This is a genomic window from Halomicrobium sp. HArcht1-1, from assembly GCF_058933285.1.
Window position 1 is genome coordinate 49,672 of record NZ_JBZYDL010000002.1, and the last position, 18,837, is coordinate 68,508.

General features: G+C 50.4%; 15 protein-coding genes. 5 read left to right on the forward strand and 10 right to left on the reverse strand.

Annotated elements, in window-relative coordinates; translation table 11 throughout:
* The first annotated feature begins 945 nt into the window (after positions 1 to 945).
* Positions 946 to 1,716 (forward strand): hypothetical protein, encoded by a 771-nt coding sequence (locus AC5FRZ_RS16250; RefSeq protein ID WP_493565120.1) that lies wholly within the window; start codon positions 946 to 948, stop codon positions 1,714 to 1,716.
* 283 nt (positions 1,717 to 1,999) lie between these two features.
* Here AC5FRZ_RS16250 and AC5FRZ_RS16255 read toward each other — a convergent pair whose 3' ends face one another.
* From AC5FRZ_RS16255 to AC5FRZ_RS16295, 9 genes are all read right to left on the reverse strand, one after another.
* The gene (locus tag AC5FRZ_RS16255) at positions 2,000 to 3,034 is read right to left on the reverse strand and encodes an adenine nucleotide alpha hydrolase family protein (RefSeq protein WP_493565121.1); all 1,035 of its coding nucleotides are present in this window, start codon (positions 3,032 to 3,034) and stop codon (positions 2,000 to 2,002) included.
* A 359-nt stretch (positions 3,035 to 3,393) separates the two neighbouring features.
* Positions 3,394 to 3,798, reverse strand: coding sequence for a hypothetical protein (locus AC5FRZ_RS16260; RefSeq protein ID WP_493565122.1), 405 nt, complete (start codon positions 3,796 to 3,798; stop codon positions 3,394 to 3,396).
* Between the two features lies 1 nt (position 3,799).
* Positions 3,800 to 4,279, reverse strand: a complete 480-nt coding sequence (locus tag AC5FRZ_RS16265; RefSeq protein ID WP_493565123.1) for a hypothetical protein — start codon at positions 4,277 to 4,279, stop codon at positions 3,800 to 3,802.
* Between the two features lie 94 nt (positions 4,280 to 4,373).
* Positions 4,374 to 4,514: an SAVED domain-containing protein gene (locus tag AC5FRZ_RS16270; RefSeq protein ID WP_493565135.1), complete on the reverse strand. Its 141-nt coding sequence runs from the start codon at positions 4,512 to 4,514 to the stop codon at positions 4,374 to 4,376.
* A gap of 928 nt (positions 4,515 to 5,442) precedes the next feature.
* On the reverse strand, positions 5,443 to 5,580 hold the full coding sequence (locus AC5FRZ_RS16275; RefSeq protein ID WP_493565124.1) for a TIR domain-containing protein: 138 nt from the start codon (positions 5,578 to 5,580) through the stop codon (positions 5,443 to 5,445).
* Positions 5,573 to 7,504, reverse strand: coding sequence for a ThiF family adenylyltransferase (locus tag AC5FRZ_RS16280; RefSeq protein ID WP_493565125.1), 1,932 nt, complete (start codon positions 7,502 to 7,504; stop codon positions 5,573 to 5,575). The genes AC5FRZ_RS16275 and AC5FRZ_RS16280 overlap by 8 nt, the downstream gene beginning before the upstream one ends.
* A 463-nt stretch (positions 7,505 to 7,967) precedes the next feature.
* Positions 7,968 to 8,276 (reverse strand): hypothetical protein, encoded by a 309-nt coding sequence (locus AC5FRZ_RS16285; RefSeq protein WP_493565126.1) that lies wholly within the window; start codon positions 8,274 to 8,276, stop codon positions 7,968 to 7,970.
* A gap of 56 nt (positions 8,277 to 8,332) precedes the next feature.
* Entirely contained in the window at positions 8,333 to 8,689 is a 357-nt protein-coding gene (locus tag AC5FRZ_RS16290; RefSeq protein ID WP_493565127.1) for a hypothetical protein, read from the reverse strand.
* Between the two features lie 11 nt (positions 8,690 to 8,700).
* Positions 8,701 to 9,048 carry an SMODS domain-containing nucleotidyltransferase gene (locus tag AC5FRZ_RS16295; RefSeq protein WP_493565128.1) on the reverse strand — a complete coding sequence of 116 codons (348 nt, stop codon included), beginning with the start codon at positions 9,046 to 9,048 and terminating at the stop codon, positions 8,701 to 8,703.
* Between the two features lie 579 nt (positions 9,049 to 9,627).
* Here AC5FRZ_RS16295 and AC5FRZ_RS16300 point away from each other — a divergent pair.
* From AC5FRZ_RS16300 to AC5FRZ_RS16315, 4 genes are all read left to right on the forward strand, one after another.
* Positions 9,628 to 9,927 (forward strand): DUF7344 domain-containing protein, encoded by a 300-nt coding sequence (locus AC5FRZ_RS16300; protein WP_493565129.1) that lies wholly within the window; start codon positions 9,628 to 9,630, stop codon positions 9,925 to 9,927.
* 388 nt (positions 9,928 to 10,315) lie between these two features.
* The gene (locus tag AC5FRZ_RS16305; protein WP_493565130.1) at positions 10,316 to 10,996 is read left to right on the forward strand and encodes a CRISPR-associated protein Cas4; all 681 of its coding nucleotides are present in this window, start codon (positions 10,316 to 10,318) and stop codon (positions 10,994 to 10,996) included.
* 116 nt (positions 10,997 to 11,112) lie between these two features.
* Positions 11,113 to 11,703 (forward strand): hypothetical protein, encoded by a 591-nt coding sequence (locus AC5FRZ_RS16310; RefSeq protein ID WP_493565131.1) that lies wholly within the window; start codon positions 11,113 to 11,115, stop codon positions 11,701 to 11,703.
* Positions 11,704 to 12,093: 390 nt separating this feature from the next.
* A complete protein-coding gene (locus tag AC5FRZ_RS16315; RefSeq protein ID WP_493565132.1) occupies positions 12,094 to 12,888 on the forward strand; it encodes a recombinase family protein in 795 nt (264 codons plus the stop codon).
* Between the two features lie 92 nt (positions 12,889 to 12,980).
* Here AC5FRZ_RS16315 and AC5FRZ_RS16320 read toward each other — a convergent pair whose 3' ends face one another.
* Positions 12,981 to 13,964 carry a recombinase family protein gene (locus tag AC5FRZ_RS16320; RefSeq protein WP_493565136.1) on the reverse strand — a complete coding sequence of 328 codons (984 nt, stop codon included), beginning with the start codon at positions 13,962 to 13,964 and terminating at the stop codon, positions 12,981 to 12,983.
* Positions 13,965 to 18,837: the final 4,873 nt, after the last annotated feature.

Sequence of the window (18,837 nt, forward strand, 5' to 3'; positions counted from 1 at the left end):
AGTGGATTGGGTTCTGGTACGCTTTCCTGCTCACAATATTCGTAGGTTGGGGTGGCTTGATGCTGGTCGAGGCTACGAGACGGGCCAGCAGTGTATCCGTAATAGCCGACACAGCTCCGTGGCTCGTCTCTCATATTAGCACTCTCGGGTTCATTACAGTATTTCTAGCCGGCATCGGAATGTTCAGTGTAGCGACCGTTTCCGTGGTTCGCCTGGTACTGTGGGTTCGTGACGTGACGAAGAACTACTGGAACCAGCATACCCCTCGACACCCCGAATCGGATACGGAGTCAGTTACTCCCCGTGGCCGCCGTCGGAGGAAGAGGTGAATAAAGCGCGGGAGAAATTCCGCAATTTCGCTGGAAAAGGTACTCTCCTCTTTATGATTATCATGCCGACCCTCCTCTGGCTGGAGTTGAATTATCCGAATCAACTCCACGCAGTCGTCTCGAATCCCGAGCTATCGTCAGTTGGCGATGTAGTGAATGCAGCAGTATGGGTAATCAACATTGAGGGCTGTTCGGTACGGTTTCGACTAGCGTCTCTCAGGCGTGGGTCATCTACTCTATTCTACTCTTCATCATCCCTGGAATCTTTCTCTCGATTGCTGCACGGAATCTGTTATTCCTCTCGGAAGGGTACGTACGAACCAGGATTGAGAAGGTAGCAGAGCGAGGTCTTCTCAGTTGGTCTGGTCTCAAGCTCACCGGACTGTTTGTCGGGTTCTCACTCTGGGGCGTCGGTATTCTGTATCAGGTCTTCGCCGGCCTGTGATCTCCTTTCGGCCCCCTGGTTAACTGAGTCACCGCGTATGTACTTCAGCAGTTCTTCGTTATAGCCAGTTATAGTTCCTTAGACGGCTTGATAGTGTAGATGAATTTTCTATGTATAGAATACCCAACTTGAACAATATTATTTACCCCCCGCTGCGTAGAGGGTTTGGCTGTGTCCGTCACAGATAAACTATCTGACCTTCTCCAGATAGACGCTGAAGACCTCCATGAGACTGCAAAGAAGGGCCTGTGGCTATCAGTTTTCACTGGACTTTTCGGAGTGGTTATTTCTGCTATTTCGCTCCTAATAGCGTTTACAACCGTGCTCTCACTCGGAGGGGACGAAGGGGCGATTATTTCGTGGATTGTCTCAAAGGGCATCATGCTGGTTGCCACGCTCATACTAATTGTCCCGATGGTTCGAGGCCTTCGATGGGTTTCTAAGCGCGTCAATCGATCCTCAACTTACGCCTGGGGTATACTGGACCCGATATTCGCCACCCTCTGGGTCTTAATGGGCGTCTTCGGGATGCTGTTTGCTCTATCTAATTTCACCACAGACCCAAACATTCAGACACCCATTGGAACGATTCTGATGATGGGTGTCTACTTCGTATTCGCTGGAATTGGGACAGCATCAGCGATGGCGTGGTTATTTGCTGGAACTACACTCGTGATGTACTCCAGGGAGCTTGATATCGATTCTATCGTCTCGAGGATAACGCATTTCCTTGACTTCCTCTGGTCATGGACTAATTATCCAAAATTGTGGTATCGATACGCGAAAGTAAACAGAATGACGCTTGGAGGCGCCCTATCCCAATTGTTCCGGCGTGCTGGCGGCGAAGTGGAAGCAGAACTAAAGACAGTAGAACCAGTTAAGGAAGAATCTGCTTCAGAAGTAGAGAAGAATACCTCAACTGAACCAATAGATGAGACCTGATACGAGATCTGTTTATCAGCAACCCTGATTTATAGTTGCCAGGATCATTCGAAAGTTCACTCAATCGGGACAATTGGTTGCGATATTGAATGACGATGTCAATTCCCTCACTGCTGATGTGTGGAACGCTAAGCTCTACCTAGTTGAATTTGAGTCATACAGAAGTGAGACTCCCGATGCCATGACTGCGACCATCGATCAACGATTCACTGTAGATTTGATCTCTGGTGAACTCCTGTCTCTTCAGGTCACAGTATCGCTTCTACGGAGGGGTTCCTTTCTGCTAACTCTTCGAATGTTTGTGTAAATTCGATGGCGAATCGAGAATGTAAATCGTAGGTCTGTTCCGAGGCGAGTTTAGGGTATTCCGTGACGACTGTGGAAGTGCTTTTGTCTCGGAGGAGGCGACAGAGATGTGAAATTTCGCCCAGTGCGAGGAAGAAGGTGTCACGATCGTTTCGATGGGGAGTTCAAATGGGGTTTTGTCTGGGAGTTCTCGTCCCTCGAAATCAATTGTACTCCAGTCACAGATGCTCAAGTCTTTGGTAGATAAGTCGAATCTGCTGGTGAGGATAGCAATGTTGCGGATGATGCATGGTACACATTGGCCACAGTTGTCGAGTTGGTACTTTCCTTGTCTTCCGTGGTGTGGGCAAGAGACTGTAGTTCGAATAACCGCTTCGTTAGAAATACGATTTACGACCTCACGTTTGGTATCGTTGAGGAACGGGTTTTGAACGGTCGTATTCCAGTTTAGTTCCTCGGTTAGTAAGGTGTTGAACAAGTCGATTGCAACTGGTGAGACGGTTCGGGTAGTGTGCCAACCTTCGTTGAGAATGGCAAATCGCGCCATTAGTCCGGTTTCGAATGCGCGGATTTCTTCGATGCGGTGAGCGGTTGCGGTGGCTGCGGCAAACACCCAGTGGAGGAATCCGCGAGAAAACGTCGTGTACTCGTTTGTTTCTTCTTCGTAATCGAGCTGGAAGATGTGAGGTCTCACATCAAGTAGTCTTTGCAGTTCCTCGTGACGGGCTCCGAGTCCACTCCCATAATTTAGACTCACGTACTTGCTATTGATATTCTCAGCTTGGTTCTGATTGACTCCGCCCGCGCTGTCTAATCCATCAGAGAACAGGCTCACCGTGTCCTTAGTGGGCGTGGGGGTATCGAAAAAGCCGTTAGTCTGGGCAGTGGCTTTGGGCTGCTGAATGAGATCGTATTGAATGACATCATAGGTCATATGCGAGACCATTGTCGACAGCAACTCCTGTGCTCTAGACGTCGTCAGCGAGTCGGAGAATACTGGAACTTTAATCACGATTGAACGCGTGTTGAGACGCGCATCAACGTCGTCTACATCGACTCCGGCAATGATTTTCTTTCTAAGTACCGATCAACACCGAACGTTGCGACAGCGATCTCGACCAGGTCCAGCACATCGTCAGGGATGTATCCGTCAAACTGATTCTGCAGTTCGGCGAGATCGTATTTGATTTGGAAATCAGAGTCAGATTGCCGACTGTTGGTATAGCTCACGACAGACCCGACCGATGTCATTCCACTTGTCTCGGGTATGTCCCGTCACGCCGGGCTTCGAACTCATTACTCCGTTGGATGTAGACACGTTCGGTACTGCTCATTTATTGTCCCCCTTCGGGCTGCTTGATTCAACATCGTTTAAGAGCGGATTCCATCTGTCTTCCAGTCCTCAAAACAACGGTGGACAGCCTCCACAAACGCTTCCTGATGTGTATCTATCGCCTCAATGTCCCCTTCAGTGATAGCCGGTCCGAGAATTGGATCGTCGGTGAGTTCTTCTACGAGTTCTCGGGCACGTACTTCACATTGGTCGAGCAGATATTCTCGGTGTTTAGTAAGAAGTTGACCACCGTCTTCTGTAAAGTACAGTTGTTCTCCGACGCCCTCAATCTCGTCTGTTGCGGATTTGAGTTCTTGTTTCACGAATCGGTAGAGTAACTGCCGAAAGTAGACTGTGAAGAAGCCTTCTGGTCCGTGTGCTTCCATAAATTCCCGAAGATTATCCTGCTGATCTTCTACCGAAAGGTCAAAATCTTCACTCATTTCACTCTTTATCCGATTGATTTTGTTTGGAAAGCGCGTCGGCTCCGTTCGACATTACGGCAGCGAGCGTGTCTTCTGTTGCCTGTTCGGACGGCATTTGCAGATTCTTATTGGCTGCGTCGACACCTTGACTCACAGTCTCGCGTTCAGCTGCCGTGGTAACCGCGTTCTGCGCGATAGTAACAGTAGCTTCTGCTGATTCAGAACTGAGTTCACTCCCAATGACGCTTTGACCGGCTGCGCGTACGCCTGCTTCTACCCCATCACTGTTCGCTGCGTTGGCAAACGCGTAGGCATGTTTCAGATTGCTGTACATCGGTACTTTCGCTGGGCCATTCGGCTGCGTAGCGAGTAGAACTGTGATGCCGATATCAGCAGCACGTTTCATATCCTCATTCGATATCGCGGTGTTCATATCCTCCTTTGCCCGTTTTTGTAGCGAGTCCTGTGCTGTAGATGTTGTTGTCGCTGCACTACCCATAATCCTAAAACAACAATCTACCGACCTAAATATTGTTGTTGAATAGTAGGGTATGGCGCTTGGTGTAGGTACTTCGCTCTCGAACGTAGAGTGGTTATTGTATCAAAATGGCTGGTTCGTATCGCCTGGGTTGATGGTTGTCATTAAGTGCGTATGTTTGGATTGCGGGTAGCGTATTGGTGTGTTGACCAAGTAAAAATGACAATCCGACAGGTGAGCTTTGGAAGATGTGGATTTTTCAATATTTGGTCTCTTATTCAATTCATCTCGAACGGTTTTGAAACACATTCGAAATTTTGAGTCCCTCTGCCGGAGTTATGTTTTGGTCATAGTTAGTTCGCGTAATCTCTATCTCGGTGTTGAAATCGGGAGGTCACTTGCGGTGTTTCCGACTTCTGTACGAACCTCGTCAGTGAGGCTCAGGTAGACTCCCAAGTCCGTCTTGCTGGAGTCTTTAAGCTTTGAGTTGATACTAACTTTGGCATCGACGGAGGGCAGTGACATCCCACGTTATTTCGTTGAAGTTCGGGTCCTGCTGGGTCCACCTGGCATGGATCCCCGAGTCATTGGGTATTGACACCCAACGGTGAATGCGATTGGCAATCGTGTTCGGCCGGTGAATTCGATTACCTTGTTTTCAGCATAATCAGCGATATGGTTAGTCAGCCGCACAATTGTCTTTCGTATACTGTCGTTCCACGTCTTTTCGTTTGGAAGACGATTGTCTTCGAAGTGGCGAGATAGGTCGGCGTGAAACCAAAGTTTGTCGGTGGGGTTTGGCGACTGGTATGAGTTGATCGAACATCGGATTGTGTCCGTGTCGAATTTACTGTTTACAAGCGCAGCGAGCCGTCTCTGAATTACTTCGTCGACAACTTGATTATAATTTGTCAAGCCGTCTACGCTTATTTCGAGGGCGTGAAAGAACCACTCGGAGAAGTCGTCGACATGAGTAGTATCGCTGAGGATCTCGCTCGTCCTGCGGGCGGAAAGACCGGGGCATCGAAGCACAAAGGCAAAGAAGGCGTCATCGTTTTTATGACGAGAATGTATTTGCGGGATTTCGACATTTAGGATTGTTGGCGAATCGAGGATGTCTTCGCTGACTAAGAGTATCGCGCCAGAGATCTCTTCGCTCTGCAATACAGATTCTATTTGACTCTCTAACGGGTCAGGTCCGGTTTTCGTTCATCTCGCCACACTGGAACGCCATGTTCTCTGAGACGACGATCTAATTTGACTGCCAGATCCTTTTGCTCGTGGTTGTAGGAGAGGAATACTTCTCCAGTGGGGTCAGTCATGGGTAGAATCACCTGGGTTGTACTTGACAGAATTTGCAGAGCTATTTAGGTCTAAGTCATCGGTGCGAGGCTCTTTGGTTAGTATGAGTTCCTCGTAGGTGTCGTTCCGGTGGAAAATATACGGCTTAATGTCGAATCCGGTTTCCTTGTTACCGCCAACAACGATGAGAAACGGATGGGGACACTCGTAGAATTCGTTGTCAGCGATTGATTGCATCTCTTCTTTGTCCTTGTGGCTCAGGTTGGGTGCTTCATTTGGGTGTGTGTGCCATTCGCCGAGATAGTATAGACCGTATCGTTCTTGGGATTCTTTCAGAGCTTCATCGACTTTCTCGGTGCCTCTCAGAAATGTTGTCGGCGTCTGGATGGAATCCGGTGGTGGGTCGGATGCGCGAATGATCTGCCCGCTCGATTTATTTGTGTATCTTCCTGTTAAGACGCCGCCTGTTTCGTTTGGCGCATCCCTTTCGAAGTACTCGATCATTTCGTTGAGACAGATTCGTGGAAGTTCGAGTATCTGCCCGCCTTCGGACTTCCACTGGATCGAATCTGGGTACGGTTCGTCACGGCGTGTAACAGAGATGGAGCCTTGACTGCGTGATGCTTCCATGACGGTGAAGGAGGATTGACCTTTCGCCAGCCCAGTAGACTCTTCAATTAGGTTCGGAACGATTCCTCCCCAGGTTGCAATCGTATTCATTGTAATTACGGAAGCGGGGTGCCAGCAGCCTACGCGTTCTGGGACGAGATCCTCGTCGGGATGGTGTTCAGATAGGTCTTTGAGAGTCCAAGGGCTCATTGCGGTTTCGAAATCATCGAATCTAAATGATTGGGTAAATGTCGAGTACGTATAGAGGCGTTTTCCTTGTGGGCCAAGTGCTGTGGAGACAACTGGTTTGGCAGAGTCCCATCGTTCCTGGTCAAGAGTATACAATACTTGATCGTTCCCGGTACAATCAAGAACTATGTTTGGGTCAGGTATTGCTTCTCGATCAGCCTCGGACAAGGGATACCGTGAGGGTACGTCGTGTATCGTAGCGTGTGGTGAAAGGTCGCGTAACCGATTCGCTACTGCGGTGGCCTTGTACTGGTTTATCGCGTTGAGGGAGAGTGTGTGGCGGGCAAGATTTCCGATTTCGAATTTCTCACCGTCAACGATAGTAAGATCCGTACAGCCGTCTCGGAGTAGGTTTTCGGCAACTGTACTTCCGAGTGCGCCTGCACCGATAAGCATAATATTGCTTTCTCGGAGTCTTCTATCGAGTTTTCCTCGGCGTAGTAGTTGATCCTGCGCCCAGTTATCCGACTCTAGCCATCTGATTGGATCAGATTTGAACGACATTTGGGCGAGGCGCACACGATTACTAGTGATATCCCGAAGTCCGCTGAAACCAGACGTGTCTGGAATGTCGTCTATCTTGATTGCTTGCCAGTGGATATACGCGTTGTCGCTCCCGATTGATTCCGGTATTGGGAAGCCAAGGAGGAAATATGAAAACGTTGCATGTGGGTGTGCTTCACGGGTTTTACCAAGGACTTCAAATACGTGTTCTTCAGCATTGCTCAGTAGGTCATCCAATTCCTCCCAATCCTCAGGAACTTCCCACGGTGGTTTGATCGGCGGTTCCTCGAGAAGCAACCACACCCCAGGGATTACTTCGTCTGTTTCTACCGAATCTCCCCACTCTGGAGTGTAGACAGAATTCCCTTCTATATCTAAGTAATCAACAGCAATTTGAGTGGGTACGTCGTTCAGTTTTGATAGGCATGCGACTCCGTACGTTTCTGTTTGTTCTGACCACGTTTGAAATGATGATCGCGTTTCATTGTACGCGAGTTGTGGTTGATTAGTTGATTGCGAGAATGCAGGTAATTCATACGGTTCTCCGTCCTGCCTAAGGTCACCGGTAGAAGCCAGTTCCAACCATCTAACAGCGCGAAGGAGATACCACCGTAACCGTTCCTGTGCGTCAAATGGTTCTTCGAATCCACCAGTTCGGCCGATGGAGTTTGTATATCGGTCAACGCAAATATTCCCGTTTCGCCACGGGCGATCGTCGTTCCCAGATGTGTTCAGTGTTTGATGCGGGTGTGTTTGCGTAATTCCATTTTCTTTGGCGGGTAAATCCCGATATTGCCGCCCGGATAGGACTCATCAATACGGACGTACCAGTCTGTTTCCTCGGGTATGCTCGACTGCGTATCGAGATTCTCTGGGGTAAGCCGGATTTTAATTGTCCATCTCGAATCCCTGTCCCGCTGGTTCAGCCTCTTCCAAGATTTGGAGTTCGGGGATGTCCTCTATCTCAGTGACAGCTTCGGTAATAGCGTTCGGTGGCATAGTGGAGGTGAATTACCCGAACCTTTGTGAAGAAACATTAGCTGTGTTATTCGGGAGTGAACGTAGCCGGACTCTCGTCGTCTGTATTATTATCGTCACTGCTCCCGATTAACGGGAATTCTTCACCGAACACCTCTCGCCAATACAGAGCCGATTGTTCCTTGTCTTCTTCCTTATAAGCTTGTCGAGCCACCTCAGAAGCGTCCGTTACTCGATCGTAAAATGCGGCGAAATCTCTCCCCTCAAGGCGGGCGAGTACGTTGTTCTCCGGGATACCGTGTTGTCCGAGTACGGGCGTATCTTCGTGCTCAGCATTTGATTCGTACTTTTCGATGAAGACGTCGAGTGTACGCACCACGCCTTCTGCAACGCTTGAAATGTAGTCCGGGCAGCACTCTCCGATAAGCCGCTCTAACGGGTAGCTTTTCGGCCGCTCGGGAAGTCAACTTGGGTCCGTCGCCACCATTTGAGGGCCTTGACGACATTGATGTAGTGACCGTTCGTTCGATCGTTCTTGTTTTGCGTCCAGTCAAGTGTGGCGATGGGGTGAGTTTGATCCCAAGAGTCTAGTTCTCGATCAGGGATGTCCAGCGGTTCATCTTGCCAATCTTTCTCGGTACCTTTAAACGTGTTATCTATTGATTTAGCGACGATCCCCATGTCTTGCTGGTCCGCAATATCTGCGATGTTCGCTTTCCCGATAGAATCAGGCGCAGATAGTTCGTTCATCACCGCTTCACTCGGTGCAGCAGTGAGAACGAGATCCATCTCGACTTTATTTAGTTCGATTTTGTAGGACCGTTGATTTGGTTCCCACTGTCCTGGATAATGTCGATTGAGAAACGGCTCACAGAGCCCATCGCATCGCTGGCCGTATATTCAGATTTCGGCAGGTTTGTCACGAAGACTATATCGACGTCAGATTTCTCGTCGCCGATCGGCTTAACTGCTGTTCTACGAGCGTAGCTACCTTGGAGAAAATCAGAGATGTGGATATTAGATAGGTCATTATCGTTTGAGAGTCGCTCACGGAGTTGTTCGTGGCCGTCAACGTAATCGCTTATTTGCTCGTCAGTCGGTCGAATGTTTGAGAGGAATTTCTCAAACTTCGACGGCAACTCGCTCATTAGTTGCCTATTCTTCTCAGCCTTTATCAATCCAATGTGGCCACAGTGAAAGTGAAACGAGGAGATATCCTTCAGATCTCAGAGCTAACATCGGTCACGAAATAACTCTGTTGTACGGGAACAAAACAAACTGCAGTAATCGTTTTAGAGGGATGTTGCTGTGTGGCCAGGATACCACCAAACACGGCTACCACTCCCGACATCTTTTGACCTCAAGATGCCATCTTTCTCCAACGATCGGAGACGCTTCAGCACAGCTCGCCTCCCGACAGGGAGTTCCGCCGCAACTTCCGATGCAGTCAGAACAGGATCAGCCGAGTTCTGAAATATAGCCAAAATTTCGTCGTCACCAACAGTGGGCTTTCGCCCTGGCCCATCACTCATTAATGCGTACCGGAACCTGACGGATGTTAGATATTTGTTCCGCCGGCGGAACAAACTGGCAATAATTCCGCCGGAGGAATCAATATTGGCAAGATAGAATCGCCGACGCATGAGCGAGATAGAGACAAATGAGGATGCGCTATCCAAGCTCTATCACTCTCTTCGAGCAGCTCGTCGACGGTACGTGATTCAATTTTGAGTGAGACAGATCCAGAAATGATGACAACTCGTGAATTGGCACGAAAGATCTCCAGCCTGGAGGAAGGCTGCTCGACCCAGCAGGCGACGGGTGAACCCTATCGAAACGTGTACAATGCCCTCTCGCAGACTCATTTACGTACTTTGTCAGACGCCGGCATCGTCATCTACGACTCCGAGCGCCAGACAGTCCGTCGAGGGACGAACTTCCAGATTGCGGCACTCCTTCTCGATACGAATACCCCAACCGTGGATCTGTTTAGAACACTTCTAGATGAGAATGAAGCTGATAATTAGCGACAACGGGTGATTGATCAAGCGGAGGGAGGGAGACTGAGAGGATAGTGATGGCCGTTGTAAGAGGCCATCCAAACAGATCATGGTCGAGCAACCAATCAAGCAGCAAGAAGAAAATAATTTCCAGGCCAAAATTATCGATAGTATTTCCGGAGCAATTTCAGGACTGGTTCAGAGAACGCCAACACAGACAAAACATAGAAGACGGGAAGCCGTATTTCAACGGCCCGAATAGCGTACCGGCACCGACTAAGCATAGCCGAGTTCGCTGCTACAGTGTCACCGGAAAATCCTCTACCGCCAGGCCAATGCACCGGCCGAGCGGCCAGATCCAAAGGGAATCTTCTGGTTCGGGACACACTTCGAGGAAGACCTCGTTCTCCCGTATTTGAAAGATGCAGTCGATGATGAAGACACCTACATTCGGAACACGATGTGGATCGAAGTCTCTGTCGAGGCCGATGCAGGCGAACTCTCTATCAAAGGAGCCACCGACCCTGTGGTCGTCGATCAAGAATCTACACCGATCCTGCCGACAGAAGTGAAAACCAAGTCGTCGGTTGATCATCTCGACACACCGAACCGACACCACCTTGCGCAGGTGCACGCGTACCTTCTTGGCCTTTCAGAAGAGTACGATATCGAACTAACTGATGCGGCGATCATATACGGGAGTCGTGATTCACTCGATATCGAGGTTTTCCACGTCGAGTTCGACAAGGAGTTCTGGAAAGAGGTAGTTCTGGAATGGGCGGACGAACACACCCAGTACAGACTCGATGGGGAGTTGCCACCTGCCTCGCCGGAGTATGGGTGGGAGTGCGAGTTCTGTGACTATAGTGAGCGGTGCGGAATGGGTGACTCCCATCACTCCAATGAAATCCCGGAAGGATTCGTTCCCCTCTATGCTGGTTATCCACGGGAAAACGTGCTCAAGTATCTTGAGTCACACGAGGATGCCAGAGTCACCCCACACTCGCCCACAGATTTCCAGACATCGCTGCGAAGTACGGAAGCTACGACTGGCAGTGTACGGCTTGCGAAGCCTCCAGTTCTCCTGAAGAGGTGACATGGGATGGAACTCTAGAGGACCCGCCTCTGTGTAGCAGTTGTGGGGAACGAAACGTACACGCCCCGATGTCTGGACCGACGCCAGAAGAGCAGTCAGTTATGAGGGAGCAGTAAATGGCTGAACACAACCCTGTCGACGCTCAAAATGAGGAGATTCACAACCCAGAGCGTTGTCTCAACTGTGGTGCGAGAGAGTTCGACGATTCACTACCGGATCTCGATGCAGTCTGTAAAGAATGTGGCATCGTCGCGTCGGCCGTTCCAGAGACCATAGATAGTGTTGACGAAACGGAAACCGACCGCGAATCGAGGGAAGACTGGGAAAGATGCTACGCGATCACGAATAGTACAGAACAGCAGGTTGCACTGGCCTTCGAATGGCTCGAACAGATCGGTGAAGACGTCGATGCTCCAATCGAGTTGCGGGAGCGTTCTGCCGAGATCTACGCGTCAGCTGCACTCGAAAAAGTCAGTGATGGCCACCCATTGGCACTGGTAGTTGCTGCATGTCTCACGGTAGCCGGAAGAGAGCGACAGATGGCGATCTCGACAGGCCGGCTCGCGGATGCAGCAGATGTCGACCCCGATCGTTACGGCGTATGCGTCGCACCGTCGAACAAGAATGTGGGTTCGATAGCCCACCCCTCTGCCAGGGATGTATCTGGAGGACCTCTGTCGAACACTGGACCTCGAAAAGACGGCTGAAGCAGGGGCCAGCAAATTAATTGCCAAAATCCCACGCAGTTCGATACTCGGCAAGAATCCAGGTGGATTCGCTGCAGCGGCTCTCTATCTCGTCGCAGATAGAACATTACACAGCGAGAAGTTGCAAGAGCGGCTGCGGTGACGACGGAGACTATCAGAATGCGGGTTAAGGATTGTCGAGAACTACAAAAGCAGGGTGTGGACAAAATCGGGGACAAAGAGTCGTGAACGATGAAGTCCCTGCTGGTGATCCTCACAAATGCCCCATCTCGAAGAGTCAACAGGTAACAGTCAACCTCGAAGACGGGCAGCGATATACGCCAGAACATCGACGGCGAGCCAGCAGTTCGGCTACTCGATTGACGAGCAGGTTCGCCGCTCGATCGAACGGTGTCAATCGTACGATTGGGGGTCACGTTCGTCTACCGTGATGAGGCGGAAAGTGGCAAAACCCGGATAGGCCGATGTTCCAGGAGATGCTCGCGCAAGCGGAGCGTGGCTCATCGACGTAGTCGTATTCTGAAACTGGATCGCTTTTCAAGGAGCATCATGCATGCCGTACAGCTCGAGAAGAGATTCCGTGACTGGGGTGTCGGACTCCATAGCGTGACCGAGCAGATCGACACGACGACAGCGGCAGGGCAGTTCAATTTCCGAAATTTGGCTAATACGGCCGAATTCGAGCGTGAGATGATCCGACAGCGGACGAGGATGGGACATTCCGCGCGTGCAATGGAAGGGAAATGGCCGAACGGGTCGCCCCCACTTGGGTACATAATAAAACACGACGGGCGGCTCCAAATCGATGAATCAGAGGCTGCTGTCGTTCGATGGATCTTCGATGAATATATTGATATTCAATCGATGACATCTGTAGCGGATACACTCAACGGACGAGACACAGTAGATCAGACCACACAGTGGACTCCCGCTTCAATTAGTAAGATCTTGCGGAACGAACTATACTACGGACACTACATTGTGGGCGATATTGATCGGATAGAGACAGCATATCAAATCATCTCTAAAGAACTGTTCGAAAAAGCAAGAGAGGTCCGGACACGGTATCAAGGTAATGCAGTTCGGTCACGTAAACCGATGGATGAACGTCGTAAAGAGCGCCGTATCGGTAGAATTCTGAAGCAATATCAGGACTGGAGTGGCAACACAGTGAACTCTAAGTAACATTGAGACTGATTTATAGACTAAATCATAAGGTTGGATCAGACCTACCCTCTAACTGCTTAAGCTCCGATTTGCACGGGAATCTCCGAGAGCTATTGCACTCTGTACAAGTGTACTGGTGGACGGTACGGCCCAACATCGCGTCTACCATCACAGGTCATCCGAGCATCACAGACTGTCTGAGTATCAGGGTCTTTAACGGGACACCGTGGCTGGATGATTTCACCGACCTCAACGATTTGATTCGGTCCGAACTCTCCGGCGAGCGACTCAATGTTGTCAACTTCGTCTCCGCTTCCGCTATGAAATTCGTGGACCGATTCTATCTTGTCCAGGACTTGTTCCCTCGTATCGTCGCCGATGATCCTCAGTGAATCATCTGTGACTCTCGTGGAGGAGGTCTCGCCATCTCTGTCTTGGGTGTTGTCGTCATACCGCGTTCTCGGTCGCCCGACGTATAGTGGTCGCTCGAGACATTTTCTTATTTTTGCGCTGACATATCCGCGGGAATATCGTCTGTCCACTGCTTTGTTTTTATATGCCCCGTTCACTGGTGCCCGGAGGAAATTCATAACGATAGATCGATAGATGTCAGCTTCATCTTCGTCAACTTCTAACCAATCATCGTCTGTTGCGGTATAACCGAGTGGCACATTATGGAATGCAGTCGACCAGTTTTTGTTTTTGAACCGTCGCGCACGTGATGCTTCTGACCGGCGAGTTTTCGTTTCGTTTTCGAACTGCGAACTCCCAGCCCGAACTGAGGCATAGATCAAATCAAAACTGTTCGTTATATCGAGATGACCCATTTCTTCTGTAATCAGGGTAACGTCACACTCTTCCTCCAGTCTATAGAGGAAATAGAGGGTCTTGATAGCGTCCCGCCCGACTCGGTCAATCTCATCATTTAGAATAAAATCTATGTCTTCGTGAGCGGCAAGATAACGTACCTTCTTAATACCATCTCGGTTAAAATCCGTTCCAGATTCTGCAGGATCTGTAACCGTTTCAATCACATTGATTCCATATCTTTTGCTTTTTCTTTTAGCGACTTCTCTTGCTGTTCTGAGCTGGATCCCTCTTTGGACTGTTTAGGAGTACTAACCCGCCGATAAATAGCAGCACCTGGGCAATCAGTATCGGGGTCAGTTGGTACAGTTTCCGGCAGGGAATCTCGATCTCGGCTCATGTCGATCGCCCCATTGAGAGGACTGATCGTCGAACGATTCTAAACTGGCTTGCATTTTCGCGCATGCAGCCGAGCCGGAGGAACACTACTATATAAAATCTCTGATCGAGTGTGTGAAATTAACACCTATACGCCTTACGCCAGAAATGTACAGGTCGTAGAGCGGCTTCAAAGACATCAGTACTTTACTAGAACATATAATATAATAATATTCGGCATGAAACAAATTTTAGATGTCTTATACTTTTCCTATCTTAACATCATCTTCCTACTATATTTAATATTATATTATGGGCTCAGATACAAAAAGTATCTAATTCAGATAGTGAAACTACGGGCGTCAGATAATAAGAATTTTGATGTTTACTTATCACTTCTGTGCAGAAATCTAGAGGGCATATGATGACGGCACGGTGCCTTGGTCATATCATACGTTACCTATTTTCGCTGCACAGACCTTATAAACCACAATTCCGAGTTTCAGTGGCGATCGGCTGGAATAATTTCTTACCCCCGCATCATATTCGATATATACATGCACAACATACAAGAATCTTCATGATCGGTGTCGGCGTTCGCTTTCCTATAGACTAGTTAATCAGTTCAAATATACTACCGAAGAAGCGGCAATTATAGTAATAATAAAGCAAGTATTGCCGACTCATGCCGAAACACCTCCTCGCGCGCGCCGTCAATCGGCACTCGATTCAGAGCATCAAACTGCCAGAGTTGACTGCCAGAGATGTTCCGGCAATTCGTATATCCAGAAGGGCAGAATCAGAGAGCCATTCCTCGACAAGGGGGTATCCGTATGATTTCACGGAGGGTGGTCTGACGGATTCCAAGACAGAAGAATCTCTTCGAAGCAGAAGCAGGCAGACCTTTCTCGACTGTCTCGGAGAGAGCACCAGAAGCGACTGTATACTCCTGTCAAAGCACGATAAAAAAGCTTCTCGAATGGACCGATTGCCCCGTAAATGAACGGATAGCTGCCGATAGGCTCAACCTCGTCGATTTCATTCTGGCTCTACGAACGAAAGATCGACTTGCAGTAGATACCGTAATTGGCCACGTCGATACGTTAGTCAATTTTCTCTCCTATCTACTCCAGCAGGACCCAGAGATTCTGAAACACCGTGTTGCCTTCCGCCTCTTCGAGACGGGTGATCGGAGACTCACACCCATCAGCCACAGAATCAGAGACTATAGCCCAAGAATAGCAGTCGGGCCTCAGAGAGATCGGATAGAAGTGTTTCAGGACTATCTCGGTCGCCGGGTGTACGGAAAACGGACCCACGTATACACACTGTTGCTAATCGAAACCAGGAGCCGCCCAGAACAGATACGACAGATAGACCTGGGTGACATCGACCTGGAAGGTAGCTCGATAGAAGTCGGGATTCCAAATATATACGTTGTAAAGAAGGTCGGACTGGTATCGGGTCGGACGCTAAAACTATCGGAAGACACCTGTGATGCACTCGAGACGTACGTCAGGTTCGAACGAGAATCCCTCCAAGATGGGGGTCAACCGTTGTTCACAACGTCCCACGGGCGAGCGAGCATGTCGTCGATGCGTCGTTCAATCAAGTGTGAGAGCAAATCATCGAGAAGACCACGGCCGACGACGGATGAACAGCAGAACAACTGTGAGACACGGGAAGCGATCTGTCCTCAGGAGATCCGTACGCCCTCTCGCGGGAGTCAAAAATGAACAGAGACCTCCTGGAGGTCCAAGTCAGAGCAGAGGAGCCGAGCACAGTTGCGCGAGGTGCTCGAACTCTCCGGTAACGGTGACGACGTAGGTGATGTCTCACAGCCACAGTCGAAACGCGAGACGCTCGACGAACTCTACGAACGGTTCCTCTCGCACGCAAGCAGGATCGAAGCCCCTCGGCTGGGGCACAGTACCGGCGAACGATCCCGAGCTTCATCGAGTTCAGTGCGAGCGAGAGCGTTACTGTTCCTGCCAACCTGACGCCGAGGCTTGTCGACCGCTACGTTGATCACCTGCAGGAAGAATACGCTACCGACGCCACAATTCTCACGTATACGAAGAACGTTAGAGGATGGCTTCGATGGCTCAACAAGCGCGGTCAGTGTTCCGAGTCGATCTACCGAATTCTCGACAAGGATGCACTCGGCCTGATACCCAGTGCACGGGACGAAGCGATCCCGGCAACAGAAGCGAGTGCACTCCTCAACCGACTGCGAAAACAGCGACGTGGTTCGTTGATGCACTCCTGGGAACTGATCTGGAACGCTGGACTCCGAATCGGAGGAGGTCCATTCACTGGATCTCGACGACTTCGATCCTGAAACAGCGAGATCCGACTCCGTCATCGTCCAGAGAAGGGAACACGCCTCAAGAACGGTAGTGATAAGAACGGCACAGCAGGCGATGGTGAACGGAATATCGAGCTTCACCGGTCTGCCGTTGAGGCACTGTCCGAGTACGTCGAGAGAAATCGACTAACAGTGCTGGACGATCACGGACGCAAACCACTCTTCGACGAGAGTTCGGCCGGGCGGCACGGTCGACTCTCCGGCGCAAGGTCTACCGAGCGACCAGTTGCCGCTGGGCATCTGTTGAGGCGAACGAGGAGAACTGTAGCGGTGGTTGTGATCCGGACTCGAACGTCTGTCCGCATTCGTATTACCCCCACGCAATCCGGCGAGGGCGATAGTTCACCACCTCAGCGGCGGCCTTCGTCCACACTGCCAGCGAACGGTTCGATGTCTCAATCCAGACGATCGAGAAACACTACGATCCCGAACGAAGCGAAAACGAAAGGAAGACCGCTCAAGTTCGGTCCGATCTGGTCAGGGTGAGCAGGCTCCCATCCTCTAATCTTGAAAACAATCGGATAATGAGTATGGCCGATTGCACTGTAGCGTTTCATATGCGAAACCGACAAGAAGGAATGTAACCGGGAGGGTGGGGCTAAAGCGTGTACGGACGGTGGCTTTGAGCCCGACCAGATGGTCGAGATCGCGGTTCACGAGGCGGGCAGATATCCTGTCGGATATTGTCGGTCATCCACAGGCCTCTCCGTGTATTGAAGAGCTGGTGTACATGAATCCGGCACTCGAAGCAGAGACGATCCGACAACGGCTTGCTGAACTGTCCGCTGCAGGAATTATTTCAGGGACACATATCGACTCCCAGAATCTGACGCAGACTTACCGTGTATGGTCTTCGAGGTTACAGCGGGCCCGGAACCGCTTCGATGATGAAGGAATCTTTCCTGCCGAAGCGTGGCAACGTCAATATCGGGCCGTTGCTAAGACAGATAGGATCAAAACACTCGAACAAGTACCACGTCCAGACGACTGATTACCGACGGGTCTACTCTTTTGGGAAGATATCGGCGACGCGCTGTCGCAGCTTCTCTCTGGGCGTTCGCTGATCGTAGTGACGATCAAGAACGTCGATCCCGACATCCATTCTATCACTGACCACGTTCTGGGACGTCTTCCTGGAGATGATGTGTGATTGAACCACGTCGGATCGGGTGTGGACTTAATGCAGATGGGCATGCGTAGGCAGACTCAGTCGGCCGAGCTTCGCACGTCTTGATCTCGGTCGTGTGGGCAGCGATCAGCGTACACGCACGGGCAGTATGATGTACGCGATCGATCGAGCACGATTCCGACTGAGTCGTCCTCTGCTCGTCGCAAAAGCGGATTCCTACCAATATCGTCGACAGTGCCGGGATGATTGACTGTGAGCCAGTCGTCAACGATGGCACAGACGCTGTCACTCAGCGCCACGAGGCGTTCGCTCGGTCTTGTTCTTCAGTGCGGTATCCTCGTCTGGTCGATGGACGAGTGTGAGATATTGCTCGTCGGGTGTAATCAGTGATGTCGAGACTCACTGCCGCACCGACTCGAAGGCCAGTATGCCATATCGTTGCGAGCAGAACGTGTGCCAGTGTTGCGTACTCGGGTTGTTCGAGGTGAGATAGCATCTTGTCGGCACGATCTGTTGGTAGAAGCTCTTCACGTGCATCTTTCGCAGTCGTTGTCGGGAGGATGATCTTTTCGTCTAAGCCGGATTCGACGGCGTCGATGCTGGCACAGAACCGCAGAAAGAGTCGGAGGTCGCGAGAGCGACTTCATCGTATGCTGTGGCAAGGCCGTCGTCGCTACGTCGCTTCACTCTGAAGCGATGGATGTCTCGGCTCGTAAGGTGGTTCAGGTTGTCAATGTCGTCTCGATTGCACCACTTAACGAACTGCTGAAGCCGGTAGTCGTGTGACTGAAGCGTGGCAGCTGCAACCTGGTGCCGTCGCTCGTCAAGATACATCTGGTGTGCTGAGTGGGGGTCCAGTGGATCAAGGTCTGACATGGATAGTGAACTGATTAGTCGCGACTGCCATTGTAGAAGCAGTTGGCAGGAGTCCTACATCAATCGGCGATTGGCGGGGCACACCGAGTGTTGGTCGACCGGCTGATCCAGTTTTCTCAGGCTGTGGCGGGATGCTCTATTTTCTCGGTCTCGTTTTTGTGAAAGAAGGATTGTGGCGGTCGACCGCAACAAATCATTCTTGTCAGTGCCGTAGATGAATAAGCCAGCTAATTGCCCGACATAGCGATTAGAGCGGTCACTTGGCGTGTACTGCCGGAGGAAACTTTCTGGAGACACGCCGCCAGGATCCATCACATTATTCTCCGATTTCTTGCCGGGTAGAATTACGGGTGAGTAGTAACGCTACCCTCAGAAGTCAGAGAGGTTGAGCCGCACATATGACGTCGTG